Origin of the sequence: Jeotgalibacillus sp. ET6, from assembly GCF_029667115.1 — a bacterium.
GTDB lineage: Bacteria > Bacillota > Bacilli > Bacillales > Jeotgalibacillaceae > Jeotgalibacillus.
This window is the reverse complement of the sequence record NZ_JARUIU010000001.1, coordinates 434,587-458,592: the sequence shown is the minus strand read 5'-3', so window position 1 is coordinate 458,592 and position 24,006 is coordinate 434,587. Positions and strand designations below refer to the sequence as shown.

Genomic DNA, 24,006 nt, shown 5'->3' with positions numbered 1-24,006 from the left:
TTTGAAAAGGAGCGAACACAATGTCTCATAATAAAAAGTCAGTTTATTTAATCTCTGGCTTTCTCGGAAGCGGCAAAACCAGTTTATTAAAGCAGTTGATTAAGATACATAAAGAAGATCAGCTTACACCTGCCATCCTCATGAACGAAATCGGAAGTGTTTCGATTGATTCAAATGAAGTGGACGACGAACTGCCTTTGGCAGAACTTCTTGACGGATGCATTTGCTGTACGATTCAAGATAAGCTCGAATCCCAGCTGCAGGAATTATTGTTCAACCAGAAATTTGATTCAATCATTATTGAAACAACTGGAGCTGCTCATCCCGTACAGGTTATTGATGCAGTTATGTCACCGCTATTTGCGAATGCTTTTGATTTCAAAGGAATCATTACGGTTGTAGATGCGCTGCAATGGACAAAGAAGGGAGAATATTCCCCGCAAGTTCGGCAGCTGATGCGAGAACAAATTAAACACGCTTCTTTACTTCTGCTAAATAAAATTGATCTTGTCAGTGAAATGAGTCAGGGGCTCATTGTAAATGAGCTGCAGTCAATTAATTCAACAAGCAAACTGCTCATGACAAAACAATCAAAAATCTCCCGCCAGGCACTCGACCATATGCTGCCTGTTTCGTTTGATGAGGTGAAGAAGGTTAGGGTGAAAAAGGAGTTATCTATTCAGGCCATCGTACATACCTTTAAAGGAGAAATTAATCAGGAGGATTTTGAAGAGTGGATTCGAACTGTTGAAGGCACAGTTTATCGAATGAAAGGATATGTGCCATTTTCACACCATAAATATCCTATGCTGTTTCAATATTCTTATGGCATGCCACTCTATTTCCCGGAAGACATGTCAATGCCCAAAAATCTCGTCATCATAGGGGAAGAGCTCGATGAACCTGAACTAACAGCACGGCTCAGAAGTATGGAGTCCTGAAGGAGAGGTGATTAAGATGAAGCCATCATCCGAACAACTGCTGGAAGCATACGAGTCTCTTTGGAATAACAGGATCTTAGATCGAAATTCACCTGCACGCGAAATCACTTCTGCAGCTATAATACGTGAACTGAAAGATGAACTTACCCACCCAAGAGTCAGAGTGAAACCTGAACAAAAGTTTTATCAGGCAATTGAAAGAATTGTTTATTCAGCACTAAGCAGAGATGAAAAAGTTGCTTTGATTCAATTATATGCAGTCATTTTAAACGACATCAAAGAGTAGTTGATGTTACATTACTGACATATTTGTTACGAATAATAGCTTTTTTAAAACCTGTCAATAGGTAATTTAAAGTAATATTTAGAGTGAATTCTAAAAAAAACCGTCTAACCCTAATTTCATCTTATTTTAGAATAAAAAGGTAAACTCTTATAAATCAAGGAGTTTATCTTTTTTGTTTTACATAATCTACTAATCTGCTGCAATCAAACTCCTATACAACTAAATTTCCGATTTTAACCACAAATATTACAAAAAAAGAATGATAGGATGAAATTGTCGAAAAGACAACAACGCTAAAGGAGGAAGTTCACATGAAAGGTAAATCACTTATTATTTCAGGAGCTGCAGCAATTGCACTTCTAGTATCACCGGCGGCTTCTCAGGCATCCAGTGCGGATGTTCAACAAACACCTCAAAAGCATCAAAATATAGAAGTTCTAACAAAGCTGGTTTCTCAAAACCTGCAATCTGGAAATCTTCGGGATTTTTCAAGTCAAATTGACTGGGAAAAAATTAATACTGAACTACAAAAATATAATATTTCGCTAAATGAATTTAATGGAGCTCCGGCTCAAGCGGATCAGCCCGCTAAAGAAGAGGCAGCCAAAAAAGAAGCTCCTGCTGCTCCTGCTCCAGAAAAGCAAACTGAAGCACCAAAAGCTCAGCAGCCTGCAGAGCAGGAAGCACCACAAGAGGCAGCTCCAGCACCAGCACAGCCAGCTGAAGAACAACCAGCTGCTGAAGTTCAGGATGATGGACAAGCTGACCAGCAGGAAGCCTCACCAGTTTCTGATTTTGAACAGCAGGTCGTTGATTTGACAAATGCTGAGCGCAGCAAAGAGGGTCTGCCTGCACTTGAGCTGGATACAGAACTAAGCAAAGTGGCAGACGATAAGTCACTGGATATGCAGCAAAACCAATATTTCTCTCACACAAGCCCAACACATGGTTCACCATTTGACATGATGAAAGCATACGGCATTGAATACAGCAGTGCCGGAGAAAATATTGCGATGGGTCAGCGTTCACCTGAAGAAGTCGTTCAAGCGTGGATGAATAGTGAAGGTCACCGTAAAAACATTATGAGTTCTTCTTTCACTCATATCGGAGTTGGCCATGTTGAAGAAGGCAACTACTGGACTCAAATGTTTATCAGCAAATAAGTAAGTTAACAGAGCATAACGGGGAGAGGCGGTCCATATTGGACCGCCTCTTTTTAACTTGCTTTTTTCTTGTTTATTAAGCTCGACAGCCGAGTCTCCTCGTGTTTTCTTAATCGTGAGTAATTCTCCATATGCTTGATTGTGCTGATCATCCATACAGCAAATACGCAGATTAGCGGAATCAGCGGATAGTCAAATAGTATTGTCAAAATAAAAAATGCTGCATACATAACCGTTACACCGATTACAAGATAATCAGTCGCAAACGTCACAATAAGAAGTAAAGAAATAGAAATAAGTGCAATTCGCCAGTCCAATACGAATAAAACCCCAACAATGGATGCTGTTCCTTTCCCGCCTTGAAATTTCATTTGGAAAGGGAAGATATGTCCGAGTACGACAAATACTGCATTAACAAATAATAAAGATAAGAAAATTTCGTAAGTTTCTACATTTGAATACAACTGCCGGATAAGTAAAACGGAACCAATTGCTTTTCCAATATCGATCAAAGCAACCAGTATCCCAAACTTCCAGCCTAAGACGATCGTGGCATTTGATGCACCGGAATTTTTTACTCCGCTTTCCTTTAAATCTGTTTTTTTCAAAAACCCAGCAACCTGTGATCCATGGAAACAACCGATTAAATAGCCCATGGATGCTGCAATAATCCAATCCATACGCAACCTCCTCCTTCCCATTATTTAGTAAGAGACCTAAATTTGCAACGCAATTTTGCATGAAATGGATAAATATTCTCCATACTATGGCTAACGAAGGTCAGGAGGTGTTGTGAGTGGATCAGGATAAAAATTATTTGAAAATACCGGAACAAAAAATTAATGAATATGAAAATACACAAAACTTATTTGAGGACTTATCTTTTTTCCTTGGCAACACTGAGGATTTTTCTAAACGGCCTCTTTCCTATGATGATGGGGAAGCGATCTGTATGTATATGAGCACACTCCTTGACGGGGAAAAGCTTGAGAAGTCAATTGAATGGTTTCAACGCTCTATATGGGAAGTGGGGGAGATTACCACTACACTAAACATACAAAGCATTTCACCCGATGAAACCATCAATCAGGTTGGTTTACGTCTTGTAAAAGGGCAGGCACTTATTTGGGTGAAGAAAGAAAATGGATGGGAAGGTGTCTCCATCGACAGTCCCATTGATCATTACCGTGCCATTCAGGAGCCGAAAAATGAACAGATCGTCCGAGGGTCTCATGCCGGTTTTAATGAGAGCCTGCTTACTAATATTCATCAAATACGGACAAAAATCCGTTCCCAGCACTTAGTTATCCGCTACCTTACAATCGGAAAGGAAGCCAATACCACCTGTGTTTTGATTTACTTAAACAATGTCGTAAATCACATGAACGTAGAAGAATACATTATGAGGCTACAGGCTGTGGATAGTGATATTGCGTTTAGTATCGGGTATCTTGAAGAATTCATTGAAGATGACAGCTGGTCGCCGTTTCCTCAGTTTTTGAATACAGAGAGGCCTGACCGTGTAGTTGCAAATATTAGTGAAGGCAGAATTGCCATGATGATCGAAGGTTCTCCCACTGCTTTAGTCGCGCCCATGAATTTCTTTGCTTTTTATCAGTCTCCTGATGATTATAATGGCCGTTTTCTAGTCGGGTCATTTTATCGTCTGTTGAGGTTGGGCAGTTTTTTGATCGCTCTATTGCTGCCGGCATTTTACATCGCCATTATCAGCTTTCATTTCGAAGTGATTCCGGATGAACTGGCGCTCCCTGCGAAAAGAGCGGTGGAGGGGATTCCTTATTCACCGCTGATCGAGGCGCTTATTTTAGAATTAACCATTGAACTGATCAGGGAAGCGGGGATAAGGCTTCCGAACCCCATCGGCCAGACTATTGGTATTGTTGGAGGACTTGTCATCGGAGATGCGGTAGTTAACGCAGGGCTTATCTCCAATTTAATGATCATCGTTGTTGCGCTAACAGCGATTTCTTCCTTTGTCGTTCCTTCTGTGGAGATGAATACTACTGTGAGGATTCTGCGCTTTCCTTTTATGATTCTTGCTTCTATGTTTGGATTTTTTGGCATTGCCATAATGGGAACAGTCCTGATTATTCATTTAATCAAACTTGAATCATTACGGTCGCCATATCTTTCTCCGATTGCTCCTTTTCATTTAAAGGGAGCTAAGGATATGTTTATCCGTCTGCCTTCTTATTTGCAGAATACCCGATCAGCAGATGCGAACCCGGTAAACAAAAGAAGACAGGGCTATAGCAGGTGGTGGAAAAATGAACGCGAAAAATGAAATCACAGGCTGGCAGCTCTTTTTTCTTATTGTGCAAACTCAAGTCGGCGTTGGCATTTTGTCAATGCCAAGTGATATTGGAAAGGTAGCGAAACAGGATGCCTGGATTTCAATGGTGCTGGCAGGAGTTTTAGTGCAAATTATTATATTATTGTACATTTTTCTGCTGTCCCGGTTTCCGGAAGATACGTACTTTGGAATCGTCAATTTTTGTTTTGGGTCTATACTTGGAAAGATCATCATGAGTACGTATTTACTCTATTTTATTGGTGTATTGGTGGCCTCTTTGACCAACTTTCACCATATCATCGCTACGTGGATATTCACCGATACACCTAAATGGGTAATTATGCTGCTATTCTCTATTCCGGCGGTTTATATGGCCAGAGAAAATATCGTCCTGATTGCCAGGTTTAAAATGCTGATTTCCTTTATGCTCCCCATTTTAATTTTTGTGCTGGGCTGGGTATATATTCAGCCTCAGTTCTTATACTTGCTGCCGATAGGAGGCTCAGGTTTGAATGCAATTATAGCTGGAATCAAGCCAGCCATTTTTGCATTAATGGGATTTGAAGCATTTTTGTTTTTTGCTTTTTATGTGAAAACAGACCGAAAAAAAGAGCTGAGAAAAGGGGCGCTTGCCACCGCATTTGTGACAACGTTTTACGTTTTCACCATTATCACCACACAAGTTTTCTTTTATATTAAAGAAATTATCGTTGTGCCTTATCCGGTTCTTTATATCATGAAAGCTTTAAAATTTACCATCCTTGAAAGAATTGATTTAGTCTTTATTACTGTATGGATGGTGATTGCGTTATCTTCGTTTATCAGCTTTTTATTTATTGCCGGGAATACAATGGAGCAATTATTGTCCAAACAAAAGCATACAAAAATGGTGTATTTTATTATGGTGATGGCATTTTTGGGGGCACTCATACCAACTTCGATGCTTGAAATGAAAGAATTTATGGAAGTACTGCTTCCCGGTTCTCTTATATTCACTGTCGCAATACCAATCCTCACCATGATCATTTCTCTATTTAAAAAATCATCTCAAAAGGAGAAATCAGCATGAAAAAAACATTCCTGATCCTTTTATGCAGTGCTTCCATTTTGCTTTCTTCCTGCTGGGATGAACGTCTTTTGAAGGATTTGCAGCTCGTTTATACAGTCGGATATGATGTTGGTGAAAACGGAGAGGTTGATGTTACTTCTGTGGTGCCGCCTATCGATCCTTCAAATAAAAATGGAACAGCTACTTTTAAAACGGGACATACCTTACGAGATGCAAGATACAATGCTGATTTAAACGTATCAGAGCATATTGACTACAGTAAGCTTCAAGTTATGCTACTGGGCGATGAATTAGCTAGACAGGACATTTACTCGTTTTTAGATGTTCTCTACCGAAATTCACGCAATAATTTAAATGGACGGGTGGGCGTTGTGGATGGGTCTGCTTCTGATTTACTCTTTCAGCCTGTTACCTCACAAAAAAGCACATCGGAATATTATTCAGGTATTATTGAAAGTGCTGAGTTAATCAGTGTTTTGCCGCCCGTCAGCCTTCAAACGGCCTGCACTCTCATTTTTGATCCGGGAGGAGATTTATATCTCCCTTATCTCACTTATAATGAAGAGCTTCAGCGGGCGGAGGTAGAAGGCCTGGCTTTATTTAATCAGAAAAAATTCACTGGAGAGATTTTAACCCCACAGCTAAGTACGCTTTTTACATTGCTAATAAACAGGCAGGGAGACATCGTCCGTTTTACAAGGAAATATACCGAAGATGAGACCCCGGAAATTGCTAACTATATGACCATAGAGCTTCATAATTCAGATGTATCCATTAAAGTAAAAGGGGACCAGCAGCTAACTACCCATATCTCAGCAAAAATTCTAATAAACATTGTTGAATATTCGCCAAATCATATTATGGCAGAAAATAAAATTCCGGATATTGAAAAATGGTGGGAAAAAGAACTGGAAAAAGATTCTGAAGAAATGATTCAGATAATGAAAAAGGCAAAATCTGATGCTTTGGGCATCGGCAGAAGAGTTTCCGCTTTCCACCCTGAACAATGGGATGAGAAAACATGGAAGGATACGTATGTGGAGATGCCTTTTGAAGTTGATTTTGAAGTGGAAGTTGTCGGAACAGGAATTATTGATTGATTCAAAAAAAAGCTCATGAAACCCTGGAAATTGGGTTTCATGAGCTTTTTACATTCCGGTGCGCAAACTTCTTTTCTGTATTAAAATGAGCCTGATGGTCAGTGTAATGGCACCTGCGGTCAGTCCCGCAATCAGGCCTACCCAGTAGCCGAAGTATTCCAGACTCGTAAAATTTGCCATCAGGTATCCACTTGGCAGACCAATTACCCAATAGGAAATCATGGTCATGATCAGTGAGACATTGACATCTTTATAGCCTCTCAGCACCCCTTGAACAGGAGCCTGGATGGCATCGGAAAGCTGAAATAAAACAGCGAAAAACAGGAATTGAACAGTTAAATCAATCACTTGAGGGTCTTTCACATACATGGAAGCGACAGGCTCTCTGAAAAAGAAAACAATAATGCCTAAAATGGAAGAAATCGTAACAGCAGTTCCGACTCCCATCCAGCCATATTGCTTTGCGTCCTTCATTCTGTTTGCCCCGACTTCAAAGCCCACGACAATGGTCAGCGCCATGGCAATACTGAGCGGGATCATATATAAAAAGGAAGAGAAATTAATGGCTGCCTGATGAGCGGCGATTACTTCTGTAGAGTAATTACTCATAAACAAAGTAACCGCAGAAAAAATACTTGTTTCAAAGAATATGGAAAAGCCAATTGGAACCCCTATGATCAGGATTTCTTTCCATTTTGAAAAATTTAAACGGTACAGCCTGCTGAATATTTCATACTTTTTAAAGGGCCGATTCCGATGAATGATGAAAATTGAAATCAGGGCAATCAGCCAATAGGTGAGGGCTGATGCAACGCCCGCTCCGATACCCCCAAGTGCAGGAAACCCAAGCTTCCCAAAAATCAGCACATAGTTAAACAGCACATTTAAAGGTAAAGAAAGCAAGGTAATAAACATTGAAACCCTCGTTAGGCCGAGTGCATCGATAAAGGATCGCAGCACATTATAAACAAACAAAGGAATAATGCCAAAAGCTAATGCTGTTAAGTAATAAAAGGCGATCCTTCGCACTTCAGGATCAATATTCATGGCGTTTAATATGGCCGGCAGGGCAAATATTCCGATCACCACGATCGCGGCAGCCATTAGTATCGCCACATAGATGCCCTGAATAACCGACATGGGAACGTCTTTTTCTTTTTTTGCACCTACAAGCTGTGCTACGATTGGAGTAACAGACAGCAATATGCCGGATAGGCCGGTGAAAACAGGCATCCATAAAGAAGAACCGATCGCCACTCCGGCTAAATCATTTGTGGAAAACTGTCCTGACATAATGGTATCGAAAAAATTCATCGCGAACAGCCCCAGCTGGGTGACGAGAATGGGAACCAGGATGATAGAAAGCTGCTTGACTTTCCCCCGGGTTGAAAATGTTTGTTCCATGTTATCACTGCTCTCTGTTAAAGTTGTCTCAAATTCTAAAACAGTAGCATTATATCACAAAAATGATTAAAAAGTTCAATTAGCGTATTAAAAGCTGGAGGTCGTTGGAGCATGGAATGGGTTTGGAGAATTTTTTTAGTTTGGTATGGTTTTGGCATTATTTTAGTCGGATTTGATCTGCTTCCGCCCTTTTTAGAATGGGCAAATGCTGTGTTTCTTTATTTAGCCGGCGGATTGGCCGTCATCTATGCAGTAAAAACGCTCGGGAAGGGACCCGGCTTGCTTTTTTCAGCTGCCATTATGGCCTTTACGATGTGGGCTGAATCTCTCGGTGTAAAATATGGCTGGGTGTTTGGTGCTTATCATTATGAGAAAGATTTTGGCATTCAGGTGTTTGGCGTGCCCTTAACCATTGGATTTGCATGGGTAATGGTCATCTTTACTTCAATGGCGATTGTGCGCCCATGGCTTGAGCACTCATTTTCGCTCGTACGAATGCTTCTGTATGCTGTGATCACTTCTTCACTTGCGGTTGGTATGGATTTAATTATCGATCCGGTTGCATTTGTAGTAAAAGAATACTGGGTATGGGAAAACACCGGTCCTTACTACGGAATTCCGAATCAAAACTTTATCGGATGGTTTTCCGTGTCGTTTGGAATTCAGATTTTATTATACATATGGCTGACCGTTAAAAAAGGCAAATCAGACTCCTTATGGAGCAATCGGATGAAATGGCTCTACGCCATGATGATTGCGATGTTTGTTGTAACCTCACTTGTGGCAGGGCTTTATTTGGCTGTCGGTGTAACGCTTGCTGCCATAGCAGTTACATTGAGTGCAGCGTATGCGGGAGGGAGGCTGGTTTTTCGTGAATAAACCTGCAAAGTCTCCCCGCTCTGAAAAGCTGCTGGTCAATTTTTTGCATTTTCAATTAAAGAAGCATTTTTATCGAATCTACCTTGACGACTGCCGCGGTGATCTTCCTGCTGGTCCAAAGCTTTATAGCATGAACCATTCAAGCTGGTGGGATGGCTTGCTCATTTTTTATTTAAATAAAGAGGTGTTGAAGGAAGATGCTTACGCTTTAATGAGCAAGAAAGGGCTGGAGGAATTCAAATTTTTTGGCAGAATCGGGGCTTTTGGAGTTGATCCTGCGTCACCTAAGGATTTACTCCGCTCTTTAACGGTCGCTTCGACCTTATTGAAGGAGAAAAAAAGCGTCTGGATTTTTCCTCAGGGAAAAGAAGAACATATTGAAAAAAGACCGTTTACGTACATGAATGGGCCGGCCTATTTGCATGATAAAGCTGATGATATCACGATTATTCCGGTCGCCTCTTATTACACATTCAGGCATGATCAGCGTCCGGAATTATTTATCCGCATTGGCAGCCCATTGAAAAATGAAGATTTAAAGTCCATGAACAGAAAGCAAAAAACTGAGTATATGCGCGTGATGCATGAAAAATTGGTGGACAGCGTCAAGAAAGACTTAATTGAAGATCGAACCGAGCCGTATCAATTGATTAAAAAAGGGAGCAGAACATCAAGCGAATGGCTGCAGTGGATGAAAAGCCCCTTAAACAAGAGGCGCCAGACATGATAATGCTGCTGATTATTTTGCTCATCCTGTTTGTGATCCTTACGCTGGTCAATGTTTTCACCATGCCGGTGTTTAAAAAAACCTCTCATACGAAGAGTGGCAAGGTGTCTATTTTAATTCCAATGAGAAACGAGGAAAAAAATGTAGAGGGTCTGATCACGTCTGTTAAAAAAATTCAGTATCCATCTATTGAAGTCGTCATTCTTAATGATCAATCAACCGACAGGACGCAGGAGCTGCTCAATCAGCATACAAAAGGAGATTCCCGTTTTACCGTGATCTCAGGAAGCTCCCTGCCAGAGGGCTGGGTTGGCAAGGTTCATGCCTGCGAGCAGTTAAGCAAAAAAGGACGTGGAGATTACTTGCTCTTCCTGGATGCAGATGTCAGAGTCAAACCCGACGTGATTCATCAATCCTTGCATATTATGGAAAAGAATGATGCCCGGTTGGTGACCGGTTTTCCAAGATTTCCGGTTACGCCGTTCCTTGGAAAACTGCTTGTACCTTTGCAGCATTTTTTTATTTTTTTTCATCTGCCCAATCTAGTCGCCAATAAAACGACTTATCCCGCTTTCACGGCAGCACATGGGGCTTTTATGTTTTTTGAGCGAAAGGCTTATGAGGCAATCGGCGGCCACCGTGCAGTAAAGAGCTCCCTTATTGAAGACATCCAGATTACACGGGAACTGAAAAAAAGCGGATATAAAGCGATTTTGGCAAACGTGGCGCCCTCTGTTACCTGTTTTATGTATGATACAAATAAAGAAGTGTGGAACGGATTTTTAAAGAATATTTATGTGGGCCTTGGCAGATCTCCGTTTACCGCAATGCTTGTGAGCTTATTTTATCTTGTCTTTTATTTTGCGCCCTTGCTGCTGGCTGTGGCTTTCTTGTGGACAAGAGATTGGACGTGGCTGCTCCCGCTTTTATTGGTTTTCATTCAAACAGCGATTATTGACAGGGTGACAAAGCAAACCGTACTGCATTTTCTTTTAATGCCGATATCCTCAGTGGCGCTTACCGTGCTGCTGTGGTCCTCTATGCTAAGATCGCTAACGCAAAAAGGCTATGAGTGGAAAGGAAGAACCTATAAATGAAGAAAGTCATTATTATTGGGGCAGGACTCGGTGGACTTGCCTGCGGAATTCAGCTCCAGCATGCCGGCTTTGATGTAACGATTATTGAAAAAAATGGACATGCCGGCGGGAAGATGATGCCGGTAAAAATAGGAGACTATTCCTTTGATTTTGGACCGAACACCATCACGATGCCTGGAGTGTTTAAGAGGGTATTTTCCAATGTTGGGGAATCAATGGAGGACTATCTGGAATTAATCCGCCTCGACCATCACACCAAAAATGTTTTTCGTTCAGGGGACTCATTTATTCAATCCATTGATCCTCATTTTGTCATCAGCCAGCTCGCAATGCTTGATCCATATGGAGCGAAAAATTATTGGGGCTACTTAAAGGAAGTGAACAGACTTTATGGGCAGGCGGAGTCCGGCTTTTTTCACCGTTCATTCCACAGCTGGCTAGATTATTTATCACCCGGATTAACCAAAGCGTTCTTTTCTGTGAGACCTCTTGAAACCATGGCTCATTTTCATAAACGGTTTTTTTCCAGCCCGGACATACTTCAGGTATTTAACCGCTACGCCACGTACATAGGGTCTTCTCCTTATAAAAGTCCGGCCACATTTTCTTTAATCGGACACTTGGAAATGAACGAAGGCGTATTTACCGTAAAAGGGGGAAACACCAAAATTGCGGATGCATTTTCACAGGTTTTTAAAAAGCTTGGAGGCACTTTGCATCTGAATGAAGAAGTAAGTCAGATTGTCATTGAAAAACAAAGGGCATCCGGGGTTCAGCTTAAAAATGGTACAAAAATTAAAGGAGAGACGGTCATTATTAATGGTGATTTTATTACCGCTACGAAACAGTTAATTAAAGAAAAAGACCGGCCATCCTTTTCAACTAAAAAGCTTGATGCCTATGAGCCTTCGATTTCCGCTTTTGTCATCCTTGCCGGATTAAAGACTTTTCAAAAAGACATTCATCACCATCATGTTTTCTTTCCGGAGGATTACCGCAAGGAATTTCAGGATATTTTCACCCATCAAAAACTGCCAGATGATCCAACCATATATATTTCCCATAGTGCATATACTGACCGTGGCATCTCCAAAGGCAGCAACCTATTTATCCTGGTGAATGCACCGGCTGTTCAAATGCAAAGTGAAGAGGCAGTCACTCACTATAAGGAAGCCATTTACAGCCGGCTCGAAGAACAGGGAATTCCGATCCGAAGCGAGATTGAAGCAGAAAAAATCTACACCCCCGATTCCATTGCTCATTTATTCCATGCTTATAAGGGGGCTTTGTACGGAGTTTCTTCTCATAAGAAAAAAGATGCTTTTTTAAGACCCCGCAACGCAAGCAAGGATACAGCCGGTCTATTTTATGTCGGGGGAACGACTCACCCAGGAGGCGGGTCTCCAATGGTAACGTTAAGTGGGCTGAATGTCGCAAAAGAAATCATAGATCAGCATAAGAAGAAAGATTCAGATCGGACAAAATCAAAGAAAAGCACGAATAGTTGAGTGAATATGTGTATAATAGTCTAGTAAACAATTCATGATTGGAGTAAGACTATGACAAAGCGAGTACTATTTACAGGCGGAGGTTCTGCAGGGCATGTTTCCGTTAATGTGGCCTTAATACCCCGTTTCAAAGAAAAGGGCTGGACGATCAGCTATATCGGTTCGCATAATGGGATTGAAAAAGATATGATTACGAGCCAGTTTCCGGATGTTCCGTACCACGGGATCGCCAGCGGAAAATTACGACGATATTTTTCCATTAAAAATTTCACAGATCCATTTCGTGTCCTGGCAGGAGTTATGCAGGCATACCGTGTATTGAAAAAAGAAAATCCAGACGTTATCTTCTCAAAAGGCGGATTTGTTTCTGTGCCGGTGCTGCTTGCAGCAAAAATGGCGAAAATTCCGGTAGCCATTCACGAATCAGATGTAACACCGGGACTAGCCAACAAATTAGCTGTTCCGTTTGCTACAAAAATCTATACCACCTTTAAAGAAACGCTTCAGTTTATGCCTGCTGACCGTACTGTATGTGCAGGCGCCATTATTCGTGAAGAATTATTCACCGGATCAAGAAAAATAGGGGAAGAGCTGACAAAGCTGCACGCTTCAAAGCCTGTTTTATTGATCATGGGCGGCAGCTTAGGCGCTCAGGGCATCAATAAAGTGGTCCGCGATTCACTGGATTCCTTGCTTGAACATTTTTCTGTTATTCATTTATGCGGAAAAGGAAATATTATACAAACGGATAAAGAAGGATACGTGCAATACGAGTTTGTTACGACAGAGCTGCCCCATCTTCTGGAAATAACAGATCTTGTGGTGTCCCGTGCAGGATCTAATTCTATTTTTGAATTTTTGGCTTTGAAAAAACCAATGCTGCTGATTCCTTTATCAAAAGAGTCCAGCAGGGGAGATCAGATTTTAAATGCCAACGCGTTCGTCCAGCAGGGATTTGCCTTGAAGCTTGAGGAACAGGATCTATCACAGGAGTGCTTTTTAACAACTGTGCGTCAGCTCCGGGACCAGCAGTGGACCATGGTCGAAAAAATGGAGGAAGCCCCGCCATCATACACAATTGATCAAATGACAGATGAAATTGCCCTGCTATCCAAAACAAATAAAGGCTGAGGCGCCATTCACATCTATAAAAAGGCTTAATGCCGGAAAACCTTCCATTCCTACGGAAGGTTTTCCGGCATTTTTTCTTGATCTGCACCACGATTCTTTTCCCCAGCTCAGAACATTGATGCGTTTTAGGGGGCAGAGAGAGGGGTAGACAGTTTAGTATTGCAATAAACAGAAGGGATTGAAGAAACATGAAAAATAAAAAAAACGTATTAGTAATCGGAGCAAACGGAACTACAGGTAAGATTGTGATTGATAAATTAGCCAGCAGCAGTGCTTACTACGCAAAAGGAATGGTGCGGAAGGAAGAGCAGAAGGAAACAATGGAAACCCTTGGGGCGCTTCCTGTCCTGGGCAACCTTGAAGAAGACTTCAGCGATGCATTTAAAGAGGTGGATATCGTCATCTTTGCAGCCGGATCCGGCGGAAATACAGGAGCGGATAAAACGAAGTCGATCGATGAGGAAGGGGCCATCAAGGCGGTTGATTTAGCCAAAGAGCATGGCGTTGAAAAATTCATTATGCTTTCTGCAATTGGTGCAGGCAAGCCGTCAGAACTTGATCTTGATGAAGCAATGGAAGTGTATTATGACGCTAAACATAATGCAGACGCACATCTGGAAAAAAGCGGACTGACATATACAATTATCAGACCCGGTCTGCTTACAGATGATGAAGCAACAGGGAAGATTCGTGCAAGCGAAAGACTGCAGAACCGAGAAGGCGAGATTACCCGTGCTGATGTGGCAGAAGTGCTCGTTCAGGCAATCGAACTGGATAATCTGAACAACAAAGCGATTGAAATTCTAAATGAACAAACAGAAATTAAAACCTCTCTGATACGATTGTAAAAGAAGAAATAATCCACGTGCGCAGCACGTGGATTTTGTTATGCTTCAAGAGCTTCTTCTTCCTGTATACTATCGTGCTGACGCATCATATGGAAGGTGTAAAGATCTTTCGATATTTCAAACAAATTATATACATCTTCAGCTGCATTTAGCTGATCGTAGATATGCTTTTTTGTCTCATTTGCCAGGACTACATAAGGGAGCTTTAAAGCAGCATTTTGGGATCTGAAGTTTACTTTTCTTATGCGCATATAAATGGTATCGATGCCCAGTTCATAGAAAAGCTCCTGAAAAAATGCTTCCTTTGCAGGCTGGTTATAGCCTTTTCCGTGATAGGGCTGGCCAAGCCATGTACCGAGAAAACCGGCACCGTCTTTTACATCAAATAAATTGATGGTTCCAATAGGGGAGCCCCATTCATCCACAATGGTTCTTGAAATCATTTCTCCCCGATCTTCCGCTTCAAGCGTCTGTTTGGTCAGGAAAAACAGTTCATCCGCTGATTGAGCTTTTTGACGCACAAAAGGGAAGACGTCTGGATGCACCATCAACTCGAAAAGCGCGTGGCTTTCGTGGATGTCTCGTTTTTTGATCATGGTTTACCCCTCCATAAAAGGGCAGTATCCTAGCAGGAACTGTGATACTCACCCTCGAAATTTTTCATAACGTTCATAAAAAATTTCGGGGTGGGAATCGAACCCACTAGAACCAGTCAAAAACCTGGTGGCGCACCATTTGCCTTCCCTCCATTAAAGACTCTCAAAACAGTCCCATGGCATCATTGTATTAAAACTACCAGTAGTTTGTTCTACATATTCGCATTTAAATCATACAAAAAAAATCTTGTTTTGAAAATAGTTTTTTATAACTTTTTTTGTATGGATTTTGTAAATAGTTTATTCGCTCTGATAGACCATCATTCCTTTAATCATTGTAAAGGACGGCTTTGCCATAAAGTGAAATGGATGGTGGCTCCAAAGCACTAAATCCGCTTCTTTTCCCGGCTCAATACTCCCCACTGTCTTATCGATGCCCAGGTTTCGTGCGGGTCCCATTGTGATGGCTTCAAGCGCTTTTTCAATCGACAATCCCTCTCTTACTGCGATAGCAGCACAGACATTTAAGTATTGAATAGGGGTGTATGGATGATCGGTCGTAATGGAGATATCGATGCCTTCATCTGCAAGCTGATGATAGGTTTTCCAGGATTTATTTTTAAGTTCCACTTTTGATTTGCGGGTAAATGTCGGCCCAATACATACTTTGCTGTTTGAACGCTTCAGCTCTTCAATAATCAGATGGCCTTCTGTGCAATGCTCGATTCGTAAATCAAGACCGAACTCTTCAGCAAAACGGATGGCTGAAACGATATCATCTGCACGGTGGGCATGAATACGCACCGGGATCTCCCGGTTTAACGCTTTTTTTATAGGAGAAAGACGTAAATCTTCAGGGGTGCTGCAATGCTTCGCATGATAAAATGCTTCCCGCAGCATGCCCATAATGCCCATCCGGGTAATCGAATCGTTGTTGCCGTTGGAGTGCATCCGTTTAGGATTTTCTCCCAGCGCAAGCTTTAGTCCGGATGCCTCGTTTACAATCATAGATTGAATGGTTTTCCCATATGTTTTAATAACTGCACTGACACCGCCGATTACATTGGCACTGCCCGGCAGAACATTCACCGTTGTAATGCCGTGTGCGATCGCATTGCGAAACCCTTCATCCAAAGGATAAATGCCGTCAATTGCTCGGATGTGAGGCGTCATAGGCTCAATGGATTCATTGGCATCATTGCCGGCCCAGCCGGTTCCTTCATCGTAAAGTCCCAAATGGGTATGCACGTCAATCATTCCTGGGATCAGATGCTGCCCGGAGCAGTCATAAATCGTGCAATTTTCCGGAGGATGAATCTTCTCACTTACCTCTTTAATGATTCCGTTCTCGATCAATACATCTCCATATTCAATCATAGGAGCTGTTATAGGATAAATTAAGGCGTTTTTCAACAGGATTGTGCTCATCGTACCCTCTCACTTTGTCTCATATTTTAAAACAGATTCTGGTCTATTGTCTTTGTTATAGCGTATGTAAAAAAAGCCCGGCCGCCTCAGCGTTTGTTCCACTTTCATTTCTCAAATTTACGTAGAAAACACGGGTGAAAATAAAGAGCAGAAGGGGAAAGATGTGGTTAAAAAAAGCGCAGCAGTTCTTATCGGAAGTCTTTTCCTCAGTTTTGGCGTAAATGCTTTTCTTGTCCCTTATCAGCTGCTTGATGGCGGAATGATTGGACTTGCTTTAATTCTACATTATTTTTGGGATATACAGGCGGGATTATCCATGATTTTTTTAAGTGCACCGTTATTTATTTATGCCTGGTTTAAAAAACGGACTTATTTTTACAACAGTCTGCATGGATTGCTGGTTTCGTCTCTGTTAATTGACTGGCTTTCTCCGCTCAGATACTGGTTTGATCTTTCGCTGCCGCTCAGTGCGATACTTGGCGGCCTGTTTATAGGGGCGGGGATTGGCATCATGCTGAGACATGAAACCAGTACAGGCGGAACCGATTTGCTTGCTCAGATGATTGCTGCGGTTGTGAAGCTTAACGTTGGGGTAGTAATCTTTATTGTGGATGGGTTCGTTGTACTGCTTGGGTACAGAATCGTGGGGATTGAAAGCTTTCTTTATTCCTGCCTTGTCATCTGCCTGGTGGGCCTGACGACGTCATGGATGGTACGGGATACATAATAAAGAGTCTGAGACAAAAGTGTCTCAGACTCCTTGACCGGTTCACTGCGCTTCAGGTGGACGCTTTCCGCAGGGACGGCGCTGAGCCTTCTTGGGCCCTGCCCTGCGAAGTCTCAAGCAACCGTCATATCCTGCAGTCGCCACCTTTCGCTCCGCTCACCTCATACTATTAATAGATACTACATCATTTTTATACTTCTTTTAGTTCTGTCCCAGCGCCTACAGATTGCCATTAAAAATTATATTCCTCTACAATTTTCTTAGTAATCAGCTTGTATCCTTTGTCATTCGGATGAAGCTTATCACTAAAATATTCAGTGGATTTTTCTTCAAATAATCCATTCGTTGAAATAAATTTTAATTGTTCTTCTTCAGAAGTCACCTTTACCGTCGTACGATTCCAATCCTTTACAATTTCATTAAGCTCCTCTATGTCCGGATAGGGATTATAAAGGCCGAGCATTAAAATAGGGACGTTTTGATTTTCGGACCGGATAATGCTCAAAATTTCTTTTATATTGGATTCATAATCCTTTTGACCACGCTCAATGGCAGACAGATTAAGTTCTGTTAAATCCCCGCCGTTGCTTTCAATCAGATCATTTGTGCCAATAAAGATGATCACGTATTCTGCTTTTTTTATTCTTTTACGAATACTTTCGTCCTTGATTTGCTCGAGAAGACCGTCAGACTGCTGCCCGGGAATACCATAATTATGAACGGTGACCGTATGATGCTGATCTTCGGTCAATAAATTCTCCAGGTTGTCTGCATACCCCTGTCCCTGATCACCTACGCCTCTCGTGAGTGAATCTCCCAAGGCAACCAGCTCCTGATGCTCAACCGGCTGCTTTTCACTCTTCAGCACTCCAGACAGAATGGATCCGGCAATAATTACAGCAAATAAAAGAAAACCAACTACAATTGCTTTTTTCATACAAACCTCCGCATGGATAAAGCCCCGCAATAAAAGCGGGGCTTTATTGTTCACTTTTTTGATCGTTGTTCATTTACCCACCAGTCAATATGATTCATATCAAATGAATACATGCCTTTAACCGGGTTTTGATGAGGAATTATTTTTTTATGGATTAGAGTGCGAATCTTCTCATCAGAAAGGGGGTAGTTTTTTGATGCAAGATACTCAATTAATTTCTCAATTCCATATAGTTTACTCATCTCATCACCTCCCACCCAGCTCTCCTTATTTAATAAAGAAAGCTAAGCGCCAGGTACAAGATGAATGGCATTCTTTTTTATACCCCGCTTTTCACATAAGTAGTCGTGGGTATTTTTTACAGATAAAAAGCGCCTTCTTCCTCAAGCAAAATATGGCAGGACTGGCTGAAAGATTTAAGGACAAAAAAAGATTATTTTTTATATAGTGGTTTATTTTACGAACATTTGTTCTATAATACAGTATAGGGAAAAGACAAAGAGTACAAAAAGGCAGAAAAAGAAAGGGGGAGCTTGAAATGAACCGTGACAGGGGAGATCTTAAATGGCAGTCTGCAATGATACTGCCTGAATTTGCTCAATTATTAAGCGAAGCAAAAGAAGAGTACAAACAGGTTCCAAAGCCGATTTTAGATGAACAGCAGGTCGAAGAAAACGAACAAAGCATCCTCGCAGCGATGGAATATAATTTTTTCTCTGAATTTAAAATTTTTCATAACAAAGCCATTACGCAAATAAGAGGGTATGTCCACTTCATTGACTACCACAACAGACATTACCGGATTTACGATGAGAAGCACAAGGAACACATTATTTCATTTAACAATCTTCTTAGTGTAATGAATCTGGATGAAATTATTCCTCTTTAAGAAAAGGTGAAGAAGATGGATTATTCAATATATCCCAAACGTGTTTATGCCTGTGTTGACATGAAATCATTTTATGCAAGCTGTGCAGCCGTGGAAATGAAGCTCGATCCTTTAACATGCTATCTGGCGGTTGTAGGAAACACCGAAGCATCCGGAAGCGTGGTGCTCGCGGCTTCTCCTATGCTGAAGAAGGACTTTAATATAAAAACGGGCTCGAGGCATTATGAAATTCCGCGCAATGCAGGGATTCATATTGTGAACCCAAACATGCGTCACTTTATGCAGATGTCTGTTGAAATCACAAAATTATACTGGCGGTACGTGCCGCCGGAATTCGTCCACACCTATTCCGTAGATGAATCTTTTTTGCGGCTGGATAAAGTGGAAAGCCTGTGGGGAAGCCCGGAAAAAATAGCTCACATGATTCAAAACGATATGATGAAGGAGTATGGGCTCTACTGTACGATCGGCATTGGACCAAATCCTTTAATGAGCAAACTCGCACTCGATTTGGAAAGTAAAAAAGCACCCAGCGGCATAGCGCGTTGGGAATACAGCGATGTTCAATCCAAGCTTTGGCCGGTGCGGCCGCTTTCCGAAATGTGGGGCATCGGCAGACGGGTTGAAAAACGGTTAAACCGCATGGGAATCTTTACAATTGGAGAACTGGCCAATCACCGCCTCGACGCTCTGGAAAAAGAATTTGGGATTTTGGGCAATCAGTTATATTATCATGCCTGGGGAGTCGACCTCAGTGACTTGTCGGGTGCATCCGTCACGCAAAAGCAAGTTCAGGTCAGCTATGGGAAAAGCCAGATTTTAATGAGGGATTATAAAGATCCAACAGAAGTGAAGCATGTCATATTAGAAATGTGCGAGGATGTGGCAAAGCGGGCGAGGGACGCCAAAAAAGCAGGAAGAACCATCTCACTCGGCATCGGCTACAGCAAGGATGAGGGCGGGGGAGGCTTTTCACGGGAAAAGAGTATAGAAGTTCCCACCAATATTACACAGGAAATTTACGCTGTGTGCCTGCTTTTATTCGACGAGTTTTATGAAAAGGACCGGACTGTCAGACAAATCAGCATTACGCTGTCTAAAATTGTGTCCGATTCGAACATGCAGCTGGACTTATTTAATGAGAAAAAAGCAAAACAGATTCAGCTCGGATACGTAATGGATTCCATCCGAAACAAATATGGATCAAAAGCGCTTCTGCGCGCTGTATCGTATACACCTGCCGGAACAGCCGTTCATCGATCCACCCTGATCGGCGGCCATAAAGCATAGCAGTAAAAAGAAAAAGCGGCATCTCGTTCGATTTGAACGAGATGCCGCTTTTTTTCGTATGAGTTCCTGTCATTTTTATCTTGTTTTGCCCGCATGTGACTGCCGTTCAAGCAGGTGCGGAAACAACAACCGGGTTTGCGATGGAAGATCCGGCTGTTTAAAACGATCCTTCAGCAGCTTCATTGCTTCTTTTGCCATCTCTGACAAATCGACCTGCATCGTTGTAATTGCTGGATCAAGCATCGTGCTGTATGCGGTATCGTCAAAGCCGACTACGGTCACTTGATCGGGTACGGCAATGTTGTGTTTAAGAAGGTAATTTGTAAGGATCATGGCTGTACGGTCATTTGAACAGACGAAGGCATCAGGCAGATGATTCAGATCAATAGTAACATCCTGTTCCCAATTCAGTTTAACGTGATCAATAGAAGAGGGAAGGAGATCAGCCTGATCCAGGCTGCTTAAAAAACCGAAGAAACGATCTTTCATACTGCGGGTTTCATTCGTATCAGTCACAAAGATAAGGTTGCGATGGTTTTGTTCGATCAACCAGGATGTCATCTGGTAGGATGCACGGTAGTTTTCGGTTTCAACAGAGTCAATAGACAGGGAGGAGACGGAGAAATCAATCAGCACAATGGCTGGAATATTTTTTTTAATCGCTTGAACATACGATACGGGCAGTTCACCAATAATGAAGCAGCCATCCCAATGCTGTGAATCAAAAGGGAGAGTAGTTGAATGAATCATGTCCGAAGTAACAAGATAAAGCTCATGCTGGTACTGATCAGTTAAATTAATTTTTTTCGTGATCTCTCCATATAAATTCGGATAGGAAAAATCTTTTTGGCCAAAAGAGTGCTCGTGCATCACGATCATTATTTTTTTATTTTCAAGCTCTTCCGGCACTGGAATATTTACGGAAAGGGGATAGCCTAATTTTTGAGCAAGCTGAGTGGCATTCTGACGCAATGTGTCACTCACACCACTTTTGCCGTTAAGTGCTTTTGATATGGCCACTTTCGAAACACCGAGTTCATTTGCCAGTGTTTGAAGGGTAATTTTTTCGTTCTTCATTTGTTTCACCGCGCAATCTGAATATATTATTTTAATTAACAATACCACTTTTTAGTTTATAAAGTAAATTAAAAAAGTTTACAAAAAACACGTTAGTTAACAAAAGGTTAACAGATTAATAGTTTTAACTAACGAGTTAACAAAATAAATCATATTAATTAATTTTAGTAAACCTTAGTTAATTATTAATCAGTTTAGATTTAAGGATGATTAACATTTAAGTTAAAGCGTAGAGATTCTCCGTATTCCTACTTGGGATAACTAAAACATCTGAAAGAGCGGAAAGGATAAAAATTTTCAAAGAAGCATGTAAAACCAGGAAGAGAGCATATAGATGAATAAGCCCTATTCATCACAAAATATTTAAAGGAAGAGAGAGGATTGTCAATGCCGACAGAAGTGCTGATGTTTGCTTCCATCCTGTCACCGGTCATCCTGGGATTAATTGAAGTAGTTAAACGGCTGGTACGCATACCGAAAAAGTACATACCGCTTCTTTCACTGGCAGTTGGGCTTTTGATCGGTTTATTGTCCGCTTCACTAACAGAACTCGATCTAACGCTGAGACTATGGGCTGGGGGAATAGCCGGCCTCAGTGCCACCGGTTTATTTGAAATGGGAAGTAAAAGCCCGGGTAAAACAAGAGGAAGGACTGCCAAAAAATAATACAATTTACCGGGTAAAAGAAGCAATGCAAAGAAACGGGTTCACAATTTGTGAATCCGTCTTTTTTTGTTAACTTATTCATTTTAAATACTGTCCGCCTGGAACTTTTTTGTATTATGATAGTAGAGGAAGGATAAATCGTGCAAGTAGACGAATAAAAGAGCCTCTGACGGGATTCGAACCCGCACTCCTTTCGTAAGCATAGACAAGGGGGAACACGCTTCCCTACGGAATTTCACCAACGGGAATTTCACCCGTCTCAGCTCATTTGCTTTTCTGTGCTTCTGAAACCCTTGCCTTGCGACCCGCGGCTACAATGTTTTACGGCGCTCTTCCCTTCTTGAGCTACAGAGGCGAGATGTACTTTATTATACAGATTAAATATGTACGTTGGGAAGCTGCTAAAAAGTATATTCTTTTAAGAAGTCGCTGTTAGGAGGCGTTACATGCGCAATGAGGAAAGTATGATTTGCACTGCACTTGAAGCATATGGAGAAGATTCGAAAAGGTTAAACGGGTATAAAAAACTGCCTGAAAATTTTCATGGAGATCACCATTATCAAATTCAGTTAGAAAATAAAACATTTTCTGCGAGATTCATAGGCTTGAAACGCTATGATCATGCCGCATTTGGGGAATTGACGGATAATGTTCTTACAGAACAGATGAGGTTTTGTGATTTTTTAAACGAAAACGAGATCCCCTTTATGCGCCGCAAACCACCAGTTGATGGAAATCCGTACATTCATGTGAACTGGAAAGATTCTGCTTACCGGTTTCTCCTTTTCGAATGGATGGAAGGGAGGCATATCACTCATTGTACCGAAGAAGTCGCTTATAAAATGGGGAAGATGGTACGCCGATATCATGAAATAACTTGTACATACAGTGCATCTTTGCCTAAGGTTTCCCACATCGATGGATATGAAAAATTTATTAAAATGATTAGAACGGCAATGACTGATTCCACCATTGATGTCCAGGAAAGATCTATGCTTCACACCTATTTACAAGCAGCTGAACATCATATAAAGCGGTCAGCTGCCACAAATTTTGATTTCATTATGCAGTCCGATCTAAATCCGCTCAATATTCTATGGGACGAAACAGATGCCCTAACCGGAATCATTGATTTTGAACATATTGGCTATACAGACAGAATAGAAGGGCTGGCGTGGCTTATAAAGTGGTACGCACGGCCGTATGGAATAGGAAGTAATGCGGAGTCTCCGAAACTTGCTCAAAGCCTATTAAAAGGCTATGGGGCTGAGGATTTTCTGAATAAAGAAAATTTAGTGCGGCTGCAGTCCCTGGTTTGGTTATCGGGTTGTATGAATTGGGGATTTACGGTAAAAACATTGGACCTATTAAAGGAACACGATGGAAGAGGTCAAATGGAATTGAACGGGCATTTGATCAAGTATCAAGAACGGGGAGAAAAACTAAAGTCTCTCGTTATACAGTAAAATATTTTGTTAGGGCATGGCTAACATATGCCGTTCCGGGTAAAAAATTTATCATAAAATATTAAATATTACGAGTGGAGGTGTTGGAATGTACTGGGAAACGCTGCCTGCTTGGTTTTGGACAATCTACTACTTGATCTTCTCATTGACTTTTATATTTGCTGCAATTTGTCTTTATAAAAAGAGAATGATCATACATTCGCTAATAGCTGTACTATTTATTATTACCATCCCTATCGTTGGATTTATAAATAGCAGCACTTCAGATAGACCTCTTGATATGAATGAACTTGAATTTTGGTTTGAACAATTACAACAGGGAGAAATTTGGGCGATCTATTCATTACTCGGTTATATATTTTTGGTTTTCTGGTGGATATTTTTATTAACTAGAAGATTTGATAAACCAGGAGTGAAATAATTTACTATAAACCTGTTGTTAACATATTAAAGTATTTAAATT

At 41.4% G+C, this 24,006-nt stretch carries 25 protein-coding genes; 18 read left to right on the top strand and 7 right to left on the bottom strand.

What is annotated here, in order from left to right; all coding sequences use genetic code 11:
• Positions 1-20 precede the first annotated feature (20 nt).
• The 3 genes from P6709_RS02305 (at position 21) to P6709_RS02295 (ending at position 2,390) form a co-directional block, all read left to right on the top strand.
• Positions 21-941: a CobW family GTP-binding protein gene (locus P6709_RS02305; RefSeq protein ID WP_278239264.1), complete on the top strand. Its 921-nt coding sequence runs from the start codon at positions 21-23 to the stop codon at positions 939-941.
• A 16-nt stretch (positions 942-957) separates the two neighbouring features.
• A complete protein-coding gene (locus P6709_RS02300) occupies positions 958-1,227 on the top strand; it encodes a hypothetical protein (RefSeq protein WP_278239263.1) in 270 nt (89 codons plus the stop codon).
• 311 nt (positions 1,228-1,538) lie between these two features.
• Entirely contained in the window at positions 1,539-2,390 is an 852-nt protein-coding gene (locus tag P6709_RS02295; RefSeq protein WP_278239262.1) for a CAP domain-containing protein, read from the top strand.
• 53 nt (positions 2,391-2,443) lie between these two features.
• Here the strand turns inward: P6709_RS02295 and P6709_RS02290 are convergent, their stop codons facing one another.
• Entirely contained in the window at positions 2,444-3,070 is a 627-nt protein-coding gene (locus tag P6709_RS02290) for a glycerol-3-phosphate acyltransferase (protein WP_278239261.1), read from the bottom strand.
• Positions 3,071-3,186: 116 nt separating this feature from the next.
• Between P6709_RS02290 and P6709_RS02285 the strand changes: the two genes are divergently transcribed.
• The 3 genes from P6709_RS02285 to P6709_RS02275 are packed head-to-tail and all read left to right on the top strand — an operon-like array spanning position 3,187 to position 6,873.
• Complete coding sequence (locus P6709_RS02285) at positions 3,187-4,695, top strand: spore germination protein (protein WP_278239260.1); 1,509 nt, start codon at positions 3,187-3,189, stop codon at positions 4,693-4,695.
• Positions 4,679-5,773, top strand: coding sequence for a GerAB/ArcD/ProY family transporter (locus P6709_RS02280; RefSeq protein WP_278239259.1), 1,095 nt, complete (start codon positions 4,679-4,681; stop codon positions 5,771-5,773). Before P6709_RS02285 ends, P6709_RS02280 begins: the two co-directional genes overlap by 17 nt.
• Positions 5,770-6,873, top strand: coding sequence for a Ger(x)C family spore germination protein (locus P6709_RS02275; protein WP_278239258.1), 1,104 nt, complete (start codon positions 5,770-5,772; stop codon positions 6,871-6,873). The genes P6709_RS02280 and P6709_RS02275 overlap by 4 nt, the downstream gene beginning before the upstream one ends.
• A 48-nt stretch (positions 6,874-6,921) precedes the next feature.
• Here P6709_RS02275 and P6709_RS02270 read toward each other — a convergent pair whose 3' ends face one another.
• Positions 6,922-8,277: an MATE family efflux transporter gene (locus P6709_RS02270; protein WP_278239257.1), complete on the bottom strand. Its 1,356-nt coding sequence runs from the start codon at positions 8,275-8,277 to the stop codon at positions 6,922-6,924.
• A 111-nt stretch (positions 8,278-8,388) separates the two neighbouring features.
• Here P6709_RS02270 and P6709_RS02265 point away from each other — a divergent pair, with 111 nt between their 5' ends.
• From P6709_RS02265 to P6709_RS02240, 6 genes are all read left to right on the top strand, one after another.
• Complete coding sequence (locus P6709_RS02265) at positions 8,389-9,156, top strand: carotenoid biosynthesis protein (RefSeq protein ID WP_278239256.1); 768 nt, start codon at positions 8,389-8,391, stop codon at positions 9,154-9,156.
• Positions 9,149-9,883: a lysophospholipid acyltransferase family protein gene (locus tag P6709_RS02260; protein WP_278239255.1), complete on the top strand. Its 735-nt coding sequence runs from the start codon at positions 9,149-9,151 to the stop codon at positions 9,881-9,883. The genes P6709_RS02265 and P6709_RS02260 overlap by 8 nt, the downstream gene beginning before the upstream one ends.
• A complete protein-coding gene (locus P6709_RS02255; RefSeq protein WP_278239254.1) occupies positions 9,880-10,980 on the top strand; it encodes a glycosyltransferase in 1,101 nt (366 codons plus the stop codon). The genes P6709_RS02260 and P6709_RS02255 overlap by 4 nt, the downstream gene beginning before the upstream one ends.
• On the top strand, positions 10,977-12,488 hold the full coding sequence (locus P6709_RS02250; RefSeq protein ID WP_278239253.1) for a phytoene desaturase family protein: 1,512 nt from the start codon (positions 10,977-10,979) through the stop codon (positions 12,486-12,488). Before P6709_RS02255 ends, P6709_RS02250 begins: the two co-directional genes overlap by 4 nt.
• A 51-nt stretch (positions 12,489-12,539) precedes the next feature.
• Positions 12,540-13,619 carry an undecaprenyldiphospho-muramoylpentapeptide beta-N-acetylglucosaminyltransferase gene (locus P6709_RS02245; protein ID WP_278239252.1) on the top strand — a complete coding sequence of 360 codons (1,080 nt, stop codon included), beginning with the start codon at positions 12,540-12,542 and terminating at the stop codon, positions 13,617-13,619.
• A gap of 188 nt (positions 13,620-13,807) precedes the next feature.
• Positions 13,808-14,467 (top strand): SDR family oxidoreductase, encoded by a 660-nt coding sequence (locus P6709_RS02240; RefSeq protein WP_278239251.1) that lies wholly within the window; start codon positions 13,808-13,810, stop codon positions 14,465-14,467.
• Positions 14,468-14,505: 38 nt separating this feature from the next.
• Here the strand turns inward: P6709_RS02240 and P6709_RS02235 are convergent, their stop codons facing one another.
• Both P6709_RS02235 and P6709_RS02230 read right to left on the bottom strand, forming a co-directional pair.
• Positions 14,506-15,063: a GNAT family N-acetyltransferase gene (locus tag P6709_RS02235; RefSeq protein WP_278239250.1), complete on the bottom strand. Its 558-nt coding sequence runs from the start codon at positions 15,061-15,063 to the stop codon at positions 14,506-14,508.
• A 300-nt stretch (positions 15,064-15,363) separates the two neighbouring features.
• Positions 15,364-16,491, bottom strand: coding sequence for an amidohydrolase (locus P6709_RS02230; protein WP_278239249.1), 1,128 nt, complete (start codon positions 16,489-16,491; stop codon positions 15,364-15,366).
• Positions 16,492-16,654: 163 nt separating this feature from the next.
• Here P6709_RS02230 and P6709_RS02225 point away from each other — a divergent pair, with 163 nt between their 5' ends.
• Complete coding sequence (locus P6709_RS02225) at positions 16,655-17,218, top strand: YitT family protein (RefSeq protein WP_278239248.1); 564 nt, start codon at positions 16,655-16,657, stop codon at positions 17,216-17,218.
• 232 nt (positions 17,219-17,450) lie between these two features.
• On the opposite strand, the gene P6709_RS02220 is transcribed toward P6709_RS02225, so the two are convergent.
• Entirely contained in the window at positions 17,451-18,155 is a 705-nt protein-coding gene (locus tag P6709_RS02220; protein WP_278239247.1) for a DUF459 domain-containing protein, read from the bottom strand.
• A gap of 50 nt (positions 18,156-18,205) precedes the next feature.
• Positions 18,206-18,397 carry a hypothetical protein gene (locus P6709_RS02215; protein WP_278239246.1) on the bottom strand — a complete coding sequence of 64 codons (192 nt, stop codon included), beginning with the start codon at positions 18,395-18,397 and terminating at the stop codon, positions 18,206-18,208.
• A 296-nt stretch (positions 18,398-18,693) separates the two neighbouring features.
• Here P6709_RS02215 and P6709_RS02210 point away from each other — a divergent pair, with 296 nt between their 5' ends.
• Entirely contained in the window at positions 18,694-19,044 is a 351-nt protein-coding gene (locus P6709_RS02210; RefSeq protein ID WP_278239245.1) for a YolD-like family protein, read from the top strand.
• 15 nt (positions 19,045-19,059) lie between these two features.
• Positions 19,060-20,334 carry a Y-family DNA polymerase gene (locus P6709_RS02205; protein ID WP_278239244.1) on the top strand — a complete coding sequence of 425 codons (1,275 nt, stop codon included), beginning with the start codon at positions 19,060-19,062 and terminating at the stop codon, positions 20,332-20,334.
• A gap of 75 nt (positions 20,335-20,409) precedes the next feature.
• On the opposite strand, the gene P6709_RS02200 is transcribed toward P6709_RS02205, so the two are convergent.
• Positions 20,410-21,411: a LacI family DNA-binding transcriptional regulator gene (locus P6709_RS02200; protein ID WP_278239243.1), complete on the bottom strand. Its 1,002-nt coding sequence runs from the start codon at positions 21,409-21,411 to the stop codon at positions 20,410-20,412.
• Between the two features lie 387 nt (positions 21,412-21,798).
• Here P6709_RS02200 and P6709_RS02195 point away from each other — a divergent pair, with 387 nt between their 5' ends.
• The 3 genes from P6709_RS02195 (at position 21,799) to P6709_RS02185 (ending at position 23,964) form a co-directional block, all read left to right on the top strand.
• On the top strand, positions 21,799-22,077 hold the full coding sequence (locus P6709_RS02195; protein ID WP_278239242.1) for a holin: 279 nt from the start codon (positions 21,799-21,801) through the stop codon (positions 22,075-22,077).
• A 446-nt stretch (positions 22,078-22,523) separates the two neighbouring features.
• Positions 22,524-23,543, top strand: coding sequence for a phosphotransferase enzyme family protein (locus P6709_RS02190; RefSeq protein WP_278239241.1), 1,020 nt, complete (start codon positions 22,524-22,526; stop codon positions 23,541-23,543).
• An 88-nt stretch (positions 23,544-23,631) separates the two neighbouring features.
• The gene (locus P6709_RS02185; protein ID WP_278239240.1) at positions 23,632-23,964 is read left to right on the top strand and encodes a hypothetical protein; all 333 of its coding nucleotides are present in this window, start codon (positions 23,632-23,634) and stop codon (positions 23,962-23,964) included.
• Positions 23,965-24,006: the final 42 nt, after the last annotated feature.